11 protein-coding genes are annotated in these 13,451 nt (G+C 34.4%); all 11 read right to left on the bottom strand.

Annotation, left to right across the window (positions count from 1 at the left end; all coding sequences use genetic code 11):
- Positions 1-170: 170 nt before the first annotated feature.
- Complete coding sequence (locus tag ACVR1I_RS03565) at positions 171-1,340, bottom strand: MalY/PatB family protein (RefSeq protein ID WP_447442670.1); 1,170 nt, start codon at positions 1,338-1,340, stop codon at positions 171-173.
- A gap of 8 nt (positions 1,341-1,348) precedes the next feature.
- A complete protein-coding gene (malX, locus tag ACVR1I_RS03560; RefSeq protein ID WP_447442669.1) occupies positions 1,349-2,914 on the bottom strand; it encodes a maltose/glucose-specific PTS transporter subunit IIBC in 1,566 nt (521 codons plus the stop codon).
- A gap of 110 nt (positions 2,915-3,024) precedes the next feature.
- The gene (locus tag ACVR1I_RS03555) at positions 3,025-3,783 is read right to left on the bottom strand and encodes a MurR/RpiR family transcriptional regulator (protein WP_447442668.1); all 759 of its coding nucleotides are present in this window, start codon (positions 3,781-3,783) and stop codon (positions 3,025-3,027) included.
- A 363-nt stretch (positions 3,784-4,146) separates the two neighbouring features.
- Positions 4,147-5,181 carry a hypothetical protein gene (locus ACVR1I_RS03550; protein ID WP_447442667.1) on the bottom strand — a complete coding sequence of 345 codons (1,035 nt, stop codon included), beginning with the start codon at positions 5,179-5,181 and terminating at the stop codon, positions 4,147-4,149.
- Between the two features lie 342 nt (positions 5,182-5,523).
- On the bottom strand, positions 5,524-6,312 hold the full coding sequence (locus ACVR1I_RS03545; RefSeq protein WP_447442666.1) for an ABC transporter permease: 789 nt from the start codon (positions 6,310-6,312) through the stop codon (positions 5,524-5,526).
- A gap of 1 nt (position 6,313) precedes the next feature.
- On the bottom strand, positions 6,314-7,084 hold the full coding sequence (locus ACVR1I_RS03540; RefSeq protein WP_447442665.1) for an ABC transporter permease: 771 nt from the start codon (positions 7,082-7,084) through the stop codon (positions 6,314-6,316).
- Positions 7,085-7,092: 8 nt separating this feature from the next.
- On the bottom strand, positions 7,093-7,905 hold the full coding sequence (locus tag ACVR1I_RS03535) for an ABC transporter ATP-binding protein (RefSeq protein ID WP_447442664.1): 813 nt from the start codon (positions 7,903-7,905) through the stop codon (positions 7,093-7,095).
- A gap of 103 nt (positions 7,906-8,008) precedes the next feature.
- Complete coding sequence (locus tag ACVR1I_RS03530; RefSeq protein ID WP_447442663.1) at positions 8,009-9,055, bottom strand: ArsR/SmtB family transcription factor; 1,047 nt, start codon at positions 9,053-9,055, stop codon at positions 8,009-8,011.
- A 285-nt stretch (positions 9,056-9,340) separates the two neighbouring features.
- Entirely contained in the window at positions 9,341-11,017 is a 1,677-nt protein-coding gene (locus tag ACVR1I_RS03525; protein WP_447442662.1) for a recombinase family protein, read from the bottom strand.
- A 404-nt stretch (positions 11,018-11,421) separates the two neighbouring features.
- On the bottom strand, positions 11,422-12,039 hold the full coding sequence (locus ACVR1I_RS03520; protein ID WP_447442661.1) for a TIR domain-containing protein: 618 nt from the start codon (positions 12,037-12,039) through the stop codon (positions 11,422-11,424).
- On the bottom strand, positions 12,039-13,448 hold the full coding sequence (locus ACVR1I_RS03515; protein ID WP_447442660.1) for an SIR2 family protein: 1,410 nt from the start codon (positions 13,446-13,448) through the stop codon (positions 12,039-12,041). Before ACVR1I_RS03515 ends, ACVR1I_RS03520 begins: the two co-directional genes overlap by 1 nt.
- Positions 13,449-13,451: the final 3 nt, after the last annotated feature.

Here is a 13,451-nt window from a genome sequence, read left to right as displayed (position 1 = left end):
TTTGTTTTTTACAGCTATTTTTCTCCTATTCCAACAGTCAGAAAGTGTTAGTAGCTTAATTTCCTTATTCGACTCCGAACAAAAAAACATATCCCTTTGAACAGAGATATGTTTTATCATCAAAATCATGATTTTTTGTAAAAAGAGATGTAACAAGAACCATTCGTATTTCACGTGCTTGTTTGCAAAGCCAGTATCATTCTATCCATTCCCTCAATCAATTTACTTCTCGGACAACCGATATTGAGTCGAAGAAAACTATCACCATTTCCACCATAAACTTTTCCAGACATGATGGCTAGCTTCCCGACTTGAATTAACCTTTCTTGAATGTCTTCCATCGATAACGGAAAATTTGAAAAATCTATCCACATTAGATAAGTGGCTTCTGATTCAACGACACTTGCACCAGACAATTCATTTTGGAGTCTCTTAGTGACGTATTCTCTATTTTTGTCAATATAATCTGTTAATTCATCAACCCAATGTGATGATTCATTATAGGCTGCCATGGTGGCTTCTAATCCCAAAGTACTGACGGATGATAAACCATATTTTTGTTTCAAACCAGTCAGAAATTTCTCTCTTAGGTGTTTATCTGGAATGATACAATAAGAAAAAATTAAGCCTGGGAAATTAAATGTCTTGGAGCCAGAAGTTACGATAGCCAAATTTTTTTCAATGAATTGCAAAAGTGGAATGTGCCTAAAACCTTTTCGGACAATATCCATATGGATTTCATCTGAAATCATAAAAACATCGTATTTCTGACATAAAGTGATTATTTTTTGTAATTCCCATTCTGTCCATACTCTGCCAGTAGGATTATGTGGTGAGCATAGGAGAAACAATTTGACTTCTGGTAAACGAAGCTTTTCTTCCATATCTTCCCAATCAATTGTATACTGATTTTCGTGATATAAGAGTTGACTCTCAATTCCCACTCGTTTAGACTGTCCAATCATACCATAAAAAGCATCATAGGCTGGTGTATGGTACAAGATACCATCGCCTTCTTCAGACAGTATTTCGATCAGCAAGGCAATGCTAAATATGACAGATGGACTATAAACCAAGCTATCTTTGGGCAAGTTCAAATGAAATCTTTTTTGATACCAACCATTTACAGCATCGTAAAAATCTTGATGTTGCCATCGAGTATACCCAAAAATAGGATGTTCACTTCTTTTTTTGATCGCTTTTAAAACCGACTCTGGTACTGAAAAATCAGTATCTGAAATGGTGAAAGGTAGCAATCCCTCTACACCAAATCTATCCTGAACAAAATCCCACTGAGTGCAATAAGTCCCTTTTCGATTGACTGTTTGATCAAATTTCATCAGCTATCCTACTTCCCAAGATGGTGGTCCATCTCAGCTTTAACCCCTGTTACTTTTGTACCAATGACTACTTGAATATTTTGCGTGTCAAGATGGATGACACCTAATGCCCCAAGTTGTTTCAAACGATCATCTTCCACTATACTACCGTCTGCTACAACCAATCGTAATCGTGTAACACAATTGTCCAAAGATTGAATGTTTTCTTTTCCACCAAGTGCAGCAACCATTGCAGGAATATTGTATGAAGAAACCCCTTTAAAAGCTAGTTCTTCATCTGAATAAACTTCCCCAGTGTTTTCTTGTCTTCCAGGTGTCTGAACATTCATTTTAGCAATGACGTATTTGAATACAAAATAGTACATTGCAAACCATACGGCTCCGACAACTAAGACCATCCACCAACGCGTATAAGATCCTTGCATGACACCAAAAATAAAGAAATCAAGTAAGCCGCCATCTGTATTACCAATTACGACACCCACTAATGGCATCACCATAAATCCAAGACCAGTCATCACAACATGGAAAATCCAAAGCACTGGACTGGCAAATAGAAATAGGAATTCGATTGGCTCTGTAATACCGGTTACAGCACAGGCAATAACACCTGAAATCAGTAAACCTTTTAGTGTTTTACGATTTTCTAACAGTGCTGAATGATAGATTGCTAAAGCTGCACCTGGTAATCCAAACATGAAGGTTGGCATTTTCCCTTGTGAAAGAAAAGCTGTCGCTGATCCACTAATGTCTACTCCATTTTGCAACTGTGCGTAGAAAATATTCAAAGCTCCAGACACAGTTTCACCATTGATAATCTCTTGTCCACCAGCATCTGTAAAACGAATCATGGCAACCAAGATATGGTGAAGGCCAAATGGTAACAATAATCGTTCGCCAGCTCCAAATAAAAATGGTCCAAATACACCAGCAGACTTGATGAGTGTACCGATACCTGCTATAAAGCTAGCAATAACAGGCCAAATGACGGGAATAAATACACCAACAACGGCCAATACCAAGGAAGTAATAATCGGAACAAACCGAGTGCCTGAAAAGAATGCTAAACTATCGTGTAATTGAACTTTGTAGAAGCGTTTATGAAGATGGTAAACAAGTATACCAGCAATAATGCCGCCAAGCACACCCATTTCAATCGTTTGGATACCAAATACCATGCCTTGTCCAGCTGTACGAAGCTGATCCGCCTCAGCTAATTGATTTGTCTCAGATAGATAAAAATGAATAGCCAAGTGCATAACGGTATAACCTACAAAACCGCTAAAGGCTGCAACCCCTTTTTCCTGACGAACCAATCCCAAAGGAATGGCGATCGCAAATAGAACTGGCAAGTAAGAAAAGGCAAAACCACCAATCGTCGACATAAAGCGAAAGACTAATTGCAATATTGGATTTCCAAGAATCGGAAATGACTCTATGGTTGTGGCTGAAGAAAACGAACTACCGATTCCCAACAACAACCCCATAAAAGCCAGCAAAGCAACTGGCAACATAAATGTTTTTCCTAGACCTTGGAAAAATTCCCAGAGACTATTTGATTTTTTTGAAGACATCTATTTTCTCCTTTTTATTTTTCTTAATTCTATTATAAAATAAAACGCTTTCATTTTGACCTTGTTTCTCCAATAAGAAAGGCCATACAGCATTTTGTACAGCCTTACAGTTATTTAGCTTGAATAAATAATTCTAAAAGATAATCCAATACCGCCTGCATAGCTACTCTCGACCCTAAATCTGCCTCACCGTAATTCTTATATCGGCTTTTCGTCACGATGCTCATATCCGATAAGGATTGTAACTTCGATTGTTCATTACCAATCAAGCTCACAATTCGAGCTCCTGTCTTTTTAACCGTTTCTGCATATTCAATAATATGATGGGTCTCACCACTCATACTAATCATAATGGCTAAATCTTTTGGTTTCATTAAGGTTGCAGCCTGACGTAAATCATCCCAATCCAGCCTAGCTTGGGTAATTTTTCCTAAAAAATTTAATTTTTTACTGGTGTCGGCAGCCAAAGAATAACTACCTCCCACAGCATAAATTTCAATGCGGTCAGATACTTTCAGTGCCTCTAAAACAGCAAAAATAGTTTCATCCGATAAGCTATCAAAGGTTTCATTGATTTGTTCCATCAAAAACTGCTTGTAAGAAAGAATATCTAATGAACCAGAATACTTGTGAGTTAGGAAGCCAGCATGTTGACGCATCACAAATTTAAGCTCATTAAAACCACTAAAACCTACTTTTTTTGCAGCACGGGATATTGTAGCTGTTGACATATGCAGTATCTTGGCAACATCTTCAATGGATTGATTGATGACAGACTCTTTTTGTTGCCAAATATACTCCAGTGCCTCACGTTCTAAAGACGTCAAACCCAGATCCGAGGAAGAAAAACGCTTTTCAAAATAATTCACTGATGATCTCTCCTAAACTATTCGATTGATTAACTAGTTATTGCTATTATAGCATGTTTGATCCCCAGAACAGCCAGGTAATACAAACGAATCATTTATATAACATTTCTCAAATAGCTTTTAACTATCCAGTTCTTCCAACATCTTAGTGGCATCATAAGTTTGATGACAGGTTTTGCGTATCCATTTCGCATTACTCTTTTTTGCTTTTTTATGAAAATAATCTAAGTCTCCTCCACATAAGGGACAATTCTCATGATAGACATGAGTTGGCTCATCACAATTTGTCGCGATGACTGTTCATTCTTTTGCATGATTTTCCTCCTGAAAATAAAAAAAACGAGAACACTTATTAGAATGTTCTCATTTAGTTATCCAATAATCATACTCATCATGAATGTACAAAATAACATTAAATAACTGAAGAAACATTTTCTCTGTTATCTCCTCCTCCCAACGACCGTGTCCAATCATATGTCTATTAGGCTTGTCTAAAGAAAACCGGTTAGTATCTTTAAAAAAATTATAAAACCATCTCATCAGTCCGACATCACTTAAGTGCTTATCCACAATTTTTTTATCAAATTCTTTAACAGCACTATGACCAACTGGTATTCTTTTCCCTGATGAAGAAATTTCAGATAATCTATTGAGAACACCATCAATCGCTAGACTAGCTAATGTATATGCAGCATAGTAATTGTTTGTATGGTAACTATCTACCATTGATGTGATTAGAGGTTCTGAAAAACAGTCCAACTGTCTCAATTCATCTATTTTTGTATCAGTTGATAAATCCGTTCTAAGTAATTCGATCCATGATTGCTCAAAATGAGTAAAATCTTCAATATCGAGTACTTCATATAATTTAGCCTGATAGTAGTAAACAACCCAACCTTTATCTGCTAAAGCTTCCAGTTTCTTGGCAATTTCCTCAAATTCTTCTCTGGTATAAGGTTTTGGTAATTTAGTTATGAAATCAGATAGAGAAGAAAATAATTTAGAATAATCAACCTTATAGCTGCTGATAATTGTCTGGTTCATCTCCCTAACGATATCAATAAATTTTTGGTTTTCAGAAAACATTTGTTGATAGGTATTGGATACCTGCTTAATCGCATCAGTAAATGGAGAGTTCATTTGAATTGTGGACATCACTGAGGATATTTTTGTAACTTGTTCTATCTGTTGTCTAAATATACCATTTTTGTCAGTAAACAATGGAGATAAATTACTTGTATTAACTGAGTTTTGAAAATTTTTTATTGTAGCGATTAACTCAACTGGTACTTTAATCTGGTGCGATTGGACATGATTAAGTGTGTCTGATAATTTTTTTAACTCCTGCGGTACTGACGCACTGAATATATGATCTTTTATATTATCATCTTGAATCATTCTCACACACTCCTACTAAAAAACTTAAATAATTATACCACAAAAACGCAAAAAAGGCTGTAACCACAATGGTTTCCCACTGTCGTCACAGCCTTTCTTTTTCTCTATAAATCAACCTCAGTTCCTTCCAGGAAGCGAACGGTTATTTCTCCATCAAACCCTATCCTGATATGGTCTAGCACTCGGCACATATCTGAGGGGTTGAAGTCTATCTGCTCCTGCTTAAGCAAGTCACTCAATGCCATGCTGTAGTGCTCTACTAAAAGTCGCACCCACTTCCCACCAAGCAAATCGATGTTCTGATTTAGAAACTCCAATTGGTACTAATATATGTATTAAAATCTATGTAAACTCCAATTTGCCAGTTGTACGAGACTTTCTTTCCATAAGTTTCAATAGCAGAGAGGCTACTAATATGAAGGAAAATGCTAGAATTAACTCCTCATATACAAGATTATAATATTTAGAAATGCTATTTCCTTCCACTAAACCTTGAGCAATCTGAATAGACCTTGTCAAAGGTAAAATATTGGAAAACCACTGTAAAATGTGAGGTAATTTACTTATTGGAAAATTAGCACCCGTAAAAATCAGCAACACTCGACTGACTAAATTTAAAACAAGATTCGTTTCACTAGTGATTAAAATGAAACATGAAAATATATATCCAAAACTCATGGCTACAAAGGAAGATAAAAGAAGAACAGCAACAAAAGAAGAAATCATTTCTATTTTCCAACTAATTCCCAAAATAAAACTAACTACTGTCACACCGATAGTTACCGACAACATACTCGTAACCATTGTGCTCATGGCACTGGAAAATAAGATGGAGCTTAATTTCGTTTTAGAGGCCATTAGAAAACTTAGTGTTCCATTATATTTCTCTACCATCAGTTGTGTGCCAACACCAAACAATGCGCCAAAAGAGGCGATGAGTATCGCATTACCAATCATCCACTTTTGGATATAATCCGTTCCGTAAATGTATCCAGCAACCATAGAGAAAAACAAGGTTTGTGAAATTGGAGGAATCAAATCAAACATCATGAATGTTTTCCAATCCGACATGATTGAGGATTGTTTATAAGAAAAGGAAATCCTTCTAAAAAATCTAAAAATACTTTCCATGTTAATATATCTCCAAAGTTGCATCAATCCTAGTTTTCTTCTCCACACTAATAAATGCAACATAAGCCATTATAAAATTAAAGACAGTAAGTGTGCAGAGAATTGATATCACAATAATCTTCTCTTTTAAATTTCCACCATATACAGCTAATTTAAAACCTTCCATTACCCATGTTGGAGACAAAAAATAGGATATCCATTTTATATATTGGGGGATAAGATCTAAAGAAAAAACCATTCCTGTGATTAAAAGCAATGGATATTCAATTAAGTTCATTAGTAAACTTGCAATTCTTGATAAGGTAAAGGCTGAGCACATTAATAGCCCGATACTAATGGAAGTTAAAACTGCTAATACAATTACTATTACTAATAGGATAATACTTTTAACAGCCAAAAAACGATGAAATAATATAGTCACAAAGAATACATTTAGTAAAAATGCAACTACGCCCCACAAACTATTTCCAAGTAATTTTCCAAAAATAATCTTCTTAAAGCCAGACGCTGACGTGAACAGGATTGGTAAGGTTCCTAAATACTTTTCTCTACTAATATCTGCAGCTGATGAAAAACAAATGATGGTCCAAAATGAAGAGAGAGAAGTCCCCAAAATAGCATATAAAGTGAATTCTTGATTGGATTTATCACTATACATTAATCCTAAGAGAATCGCATTACACAAAGGGTTTAAAAATAGACAATAGCGAAACATACTTCTAGCTATCGCTTGTTTCATATGTACAATAGCACTCGAAAAAATAACTTTCATACTCCCGTCTACCTCACTAAACTCAAATAAATGTCTTCCAGAGTTACGCTGATATCACCTTTCTTTAGGGTTTTATCTTCTAAGATAGCTAGTTTTTCCTCTTCAGTTAACAAGCTCGCAATTTCTTCAAGACTTCCACAAGTTACCATTTTCCCATGATTAATAATAGCTATACGATCACAGAGTTCTTCTGCTTCAGGCATATAGTGAGTCGTCAATAGGATGGTTTTGCCTCGATTAGCCAACTCTTCAATCAATTGTCTTAACTCTAAAGCGCCTGCTGGATCAAGGCCGATACTTGGTTCATCTAAAAAAATAATTTCTGGATCATTCAAAAGAGCTCTTGCAATTTGAAGCCGTTGTTTCATCCCCTTAGAAAATGTTTCAACCCTTCGAGAACCCACCTCGTATAGACCAACTAATTCTAATAAATGTGGTACTAAATCCAACTGTTGTTTTCTCGGAATTTTATATAAATCAGCAAAATAATGCAAATTATCTGCTGCAGATAATCTAAAGTATAAACTCCTTTCTCCACCAAAAATAAAGTTGATTTTCTCACGAATTTTTGCTTCCTCTGATTGAACATCAAATCCCAAAATTTCGACACGACCTGATGTCGGCAAGAGCATGGTTGACAGAACTTTGATAGTTGTCGATTTTCCTGCCCCATTCGGACCTAATAAGCCAAAAATTTCTCCTGGATAGATTTCAAAAGAAATATCCTCAACCGCTTTGACACGGTGAGTCCTGTGTTTGAAGAAATGTTTCTTCTCTGAATATTCTCTGCTCAAATGCTGAACTTTAACAACTGAATCCATAAGACCTCTTTTCTACCTTTTCTAATTCGACGTATATCTAATTTGATTATAATAGAAATGGGTTTTTATGTCAATAAAAAATGTGGCTGTTAAACCACATTCCTTATATTTCTAGGTCAATCGAAAAGTCCTCAAATAATTTCTTCAGTACTTCTTTCATTTTAGTTTCTGAGATAGAATAATACTTTGAATTTTTCACCGGCTCCTCATTAATCAAGCCAACATCTTTCAAAAGTGAGATATGATGGGAAACAGTTGAGGGCGCTAGTTTCAACTCTCGACTGAGCTCCTTACTATTTAGAGGAGAGGTGCCTAGCAAGAGTTTCAAGATTTGATATCTGGTCTCGTCAGAAATTGTTTTGAGAACCGGCAATAAAGAAACTGTATTAGACTGACTAATATTATAAATCAAGATTTGTTTGTTATGGAAAGTTCCATCTGTATCGAATAACCTGACACATTTCCCAGGAAGAAAAAGTGTTGGTACAAAATAATAATAGTCATAAGGTCCCGTGTTTTTAAATGTTTTCCCCATCATACGTTGTGACACTTCAAAAGAATTTTCATTTTGAAGCTCCTGTATTAAGTTGTTTTTAAAGGTCAAAAACTGTTTTTCACTAGCCGTCAACTTTTCTCTCAAGACATCATTAAGCAATTCTCGTGATAAATCGAAAAATTCATTTAAGAAGCGATTATTTTCCCGTAAAAAACACGAAAAACCCAAAAAGTTAGAGCATCTTTCTTGCACAGCTAAAAATAAATCATTTAATATACTATCATCACTGAGAGACTTTAAAATGGTTTCCGAGCTTATATCATAATCATAGGGCCAATCTACTAAACGATACATTCTTTCTGCCTTATTTAAACTTGTGATGCGTGTTTGCAACAAATCTAAACTAAGTTCTTCCGACATGCCATCCAGTAAAAAATCAAGAATAGAAAGACCGGTTAAGTCACTTACCGCATGAAAGGTTTCAAATAAAAAACGATATTGTCTTTTCCAACCATCAATCTGAGTTTTAGAATAAAGATTTAAAGCAAGAAAGGCCTCTTCATCCTGCAACAAATAAAGACAGGCTAAGATTGCCTCTAAGTCTTCAGAAACGGTATAGATTGTCTTATACGAAATTACATGATAATCCGTCATTTTCCCTCCAAATAACCCTCAAAACAAGAGTTTCACTTCAATTATACCATCTTTTCACAGTCTATACATCTAAAAATCTCTTAACTACTAATAAGAGAGGTGGGGACATCTATTCCCTCATACTCCTTTACTCATGTCCCCACCTTGTGTCTACGGAAATAGATACCTTATAAATCTCCCAGAATTTTAATTACCTCAACTGAGGTAGTCACTCTGATACTACCTCACCCCAAGCTAAAAAGCCTTGTCTTCAAGGCTTTTTAACTTGCTTTCGTTCAAAGGTATCTAGGCTTTTACGAGCAAAGAAACACACTCGACTCTATCACTATTGTCCAAACTTATTTGAACATCATTTTCTATAATTGGTAGCTTCAAGGTAATAGACTTAATCCATCGTCCATTCTCATTTTTTTCATTATAAACTTCAACTTTATCAATCAATAGTTTACATAGTCTTTTTTTATCAGCATCTTCCATAACTTTCAAAAGAGATTCAAAATTCATCAGTACTTTATAGACATTGTCTGAAGTCATCTTTTCCTTTAGAATGACTTCTCTCTTGTTTTCATTTTCAATAATGAGAGCCTCAATTTCTTCTATTTGATCATAAATACTATCTAATCGAAGATTCAAATCCTTATATTTTTGTTCATAATGCCTGTCTTCAAAATCCAAAGAATCAATTTGAGCCATAATACGGCTCTTGGCAGCATTCAGTTGTCTGTGCTTGTTTCCATATTGAGCTATTAATTTATCCAGTTCCTTTGTATCGATTTGCACATTTATTTTTTCTTCTAATTTACGTGCAAAAAATGGAGTTCCAACCAGTTTTGTAATAATGTTTAAAACTTCCATATCAAGATGTTCAACCTTCAACTGCTTCTTGAATGTACACTTATGTCCATCCATCAATTGCCTATGCTTACATGCATAATAAATGTAATCCTTGTAGTATTCCCCAGATTTGTCTTTCTTTTTCTTAGTGGATTTATTACCATAAAGTCCTGCTCCACAATAAGGACATTTAATAATGCTTGAGAGAATGTAGATATTTTCTCCTTGGGAACGATTTACTTTCTCATACTTTTTAGCTTGTTTTTTTCGCTTAATTTGAGCCTTCTCCCAAGTTTCTCTATCGATGATTGCTTCATGGATACCATCAACTAAAATATAGTTTTCAGCATTTTTGATAATCATTTTTCCAGTTAATTTATCTCTCTTTGTCTGACGACGTCCAAAAGCAATCTGCCCATTATAGACTGGATTATCTAAAATTTTTCTAATGACGTTTGACGAAAAATGAGGTGTCTTACCATTTTGCCGAATTGGTTTTCGAACATCAAGATTTACCAGATATTTGGAAACACTATTTGCTCCCATATCAGTATTGACATAGAGATCAAAAATCATTCGAACCAATTTCGCTTCTTCTTCATTAATTTTTAATTCTCCATTTTGCAATGAATATCCTATGGGTGCAAAACCACCATTCCATCTTCCCTCTCTAGCCTTCTGTTTCCTACCTTCCATTGTTTGCGTAATAATAGTTTCACGCTCCATCTCTGCAATGGCCGATAATATTGTAATCACAAGTTTACCAGCGTCTTTTGAACTATCAAGCCCATCATCAACACAAATCAAATGAACTCCATGATTCTCCATCAAAGCTAACGATTGAAGAGTATCTGCCGCACTGCGTCCAAAACGAGACAGCTTGAATACTAAAACGTAATCAACATCATCTTTTCCTGATTCAATGTCATCCAGCATGGTTAAAAAACTATTTCTTCCCAATAAAGTTTTACCAGATTTACCAGCATCCTGATAGGTATTAACGATTTTAATACCATAGGCATTTGCATACTGCTGTATTCGTTCTTCTTGAGCGTTCAACGAATAACCATCAACTTGCATTGCGGTTGAAACGCGTGTGTAAACATAAGCTCTCTTTTGTTTCATCATACCCTCCACAAAAAGTTTGGACAAATAACAATGTCTTTTAAATATATAATATAACTTATTTATTCAGAAAACAAGTCCTGGTTGCATTCTACTAACTCTTATACAGAAATTGATTGTAATCTATCAAAATCAATTTTATTTCCATATTTTTCTAACAGCTCTTTATATGTTTCGCAAGTTCATCCACAGAAACCTCCAAAAGAGGTTTCTCTTCTCAATACCAATTTCAAAAGTAATAAGACTAGATGCTGATTGAACTGTACATCATGCTTAATCATGATAAACTCCTTTTTCTGACACATAAGAATATATCAGAAAAGGAAACAATAAAAAGAGAGCCTAGGCTCTCTGGAAAAATATACACTATATTATTATCTAACTAGCTTCTACTGCATCAATAATCTTTACATTTTTTTACATAAATTAAATTCATTTGTGCGTTTTCTTTTATCTTTAGCGTTATTAATATATTTAGTATAGTCGCGTTTGAAATCTTCCAAACTTACTAAAGAAATATAAGAATCATGATTATCATCATAAAGATCATTACATGGATTTTTCTTATAACTTGGCTTAATATTCAGCATATTCTTTCGTGCTAAGTTTTCAAAAGGTTTCAAAGTTCTACATGATTTAGTTTGTTGGCATTGTGAACAATAGTGTGAGCTGTTTTCTAGTAGCATATCTTTAGCATCATTAGTATAAACAGCTACCACACCATTTGTTCTATTATCCGTTCGATCTTCCAAAGAGTACCTAAGCTCATCATAAAGCCAATCATCGTATTCCCCACAATTTTTGTTATAATCAACTGCTTTAGGTGTCAACAACACTACTGTAACCGATGTATCCTTTAACTTCTCATATAGATATTCCTGAATAGTGTCCTCACTCATTTGACTTCTATCAACATCTTCTGATCTATTAATTACCTCAGTAGATTCATCAAATAAATCAACTAGTTCATCTTTAATCTCTTTTCCATCACTAAAACGAAATGAAATAAATACTTTTGTTGCCATTATCCAACTCCTTCAATAATTTCATTTATTGTATTAAAAACTTTTATAGCATCTTCTTCGTCCTCTAAATCATTCCAATAATCGTTTAGATATGAATACTCCCCGGACTCTTTCATCTCATCAAAAATTTCTTTTGCAGTAAATCCCGTAGAACCAATTGGAATTATTACTTTTCCTCTTTCTTTAGCAATCCGAAATTCCTCCATCATTCCAGATGCAGATACTACTTCACCATTAACTAATTTATTACCAAATATAAAAATACAGATCCCAGCCTCACTGATCATTTGTTCACGATTTTCAGTCCAACGTTTATGTAAAGACTTTTCTCCATGGTCATGTTGAGGAAAAGGAAATAACCCAAGATGCTCACTGACATGCCTGAACTTGGTCTTATAAATCTCATCAAGAGCTCCGTTGATTACACTACTACCTACACCAAGGCCGAAACCTGATATAATTTTATAATTTTTTGAAACAAGGAAGCGTGATAATTTATAGCAAAATGTATTTACCTTTTCTTCACTCCAATTGTCATTATAATCAGAAATACTACCCGAAATAAAAATTGTATTTTTTAAATACTCTTCCTCAATTTTTGATATTAGTTCAGATATTTCAGAATAATCATCAACTAAAATTGTCTCTATACCATAGCGTAGTAAATCTTGGATTTTTAAGGATTGTTTGGTTTTAGCATAGACATATTCTTCCGAAGTCTTAAAATCTGTTTTTAGCACCTGTTTTTGTATGCAATAATGTTCTCTCTTTTTATCCCCCAGTAATATATTTATCTTTCCCAAAATAGATTCTAAATTTGGGTCATCAAAACTAAACCCCACAAATAAAAATGTTTTAGAAACTAAGTCCCCTCGTAAAGCTGTTACAAATAAAGAGTTTTTATCACTATATCTTTCATAATCATCTTTTGAAATAACTGCATCATTAGGCGAATCTACGTCACCGTGCATCTTATAAACAATTGCATCGCTATCGCGAATACTGATTGCTAAATCATCTATTTTTCTCTTTATATCTCCTCTACGATTATTCTTAATTAATCCATTTTCAATTACCTTATCATAGTTAGTTGTCCAATATGTAGTAATTGGAAGTCGTGTTAACAGATTCATAACTTCTGTTTCCGCATCTGTACTAGAAAACTTATCAATTATTTCCTGGTTAATAGTTCCTCTATTTCCAGACTTAGAATTTATATAATACTGAGTCAATCCAATTAAATCAGGCTCTTTTTCAATATCTAAATCAATTTCTTTAGCGAACGATGCTACAAGTTCTTTCCAGTTTACAAATCCTGCACCTACCGATGTTCCTGCACCAGCAAACACTGCTGCATTTCCTTCTTGTATAGCCTTTGAAAATTTTTTTATAAATACATCTTGTTTCATAAT

The sequence above is a fragment of the Streptococcus cameli genome (assembly GCF_053207365.1).
The sequence above is the reverse complement of the archived record's forward strand: the minus strand, read 5'-3'. Positions and strand labels throughout refer to the sequence as shown.

Coding starts and splice junctions, on each gene's coding strand:
- ACVR1I_RS03540 (WP_447442665.1), bottom strand. CDS start 7,084: ATGAAAGTTATTTTTTCGAGTGCTATTGTACATATGAAACAAGCGATA.
- malX (WP_447442669.1), bottom strand. CDS start 2,914: ATGTCTTCAAAAAAATCAAATAGTCTCTGGGAATTTTTCCAAGGTCTA.
- ACVR1I_RS03530 (WP_447442663.1), bottom strand. CDS start 9,055: ATGACGGATTATCATGTAATTTCGTATAAGACAATCTATACCGTTTCT.
- ACVR1I_RS03550 (WP_447442667.1), bottom strand. CDS start 5,181: ATGATTCAAGATGATAATATAAAAGATCATATATTCAGTGCGTCAGTA.
- ACVR1I_RS03545 (WP_447442666.1), bottom strand. CDS start 6,312: ATGGAAAGTATTTTTAGATTTTTTAGAAGGATTTCCTTTTCTTATAAA.
- ACVR1I_RS03515 (WP_447442660.1), bottom strand. CDS start 13,448: ATGAAACAAGATGTATTTATAAAAAAATTTTCAAAGGCTATACAAGAA.
- ACVR1I_RS03525 (WP_447442662.1), bottom strand. CDS start 11,017: ATGATGAAACAAAAGAGAGCTTATGTTTACACACGCGTTTCAACCGCA.
- ACVR1I_RS03565 (WP_447442670.1), bottom strand. CDS start 1,340: ATGAAATTTGATCAAACAGTCAATCGAAAAGGGACTTATTGCACTCAG.
- ACVR1I_RS03535 (WP_447442664.1), bottom strand. CDS start 7,905: ATGGATTCAGTTGTTAAAGTTCAGCATTTGAGCAGAGAATATTCAGAG.
- ACVR1I_RS03520 (WP_447442661.1), bottom strand. CDS start 12,039: ATGGCAACAAAAGTATTTATTTCATTTCGTTTTAGTGATGGAAAAGAG.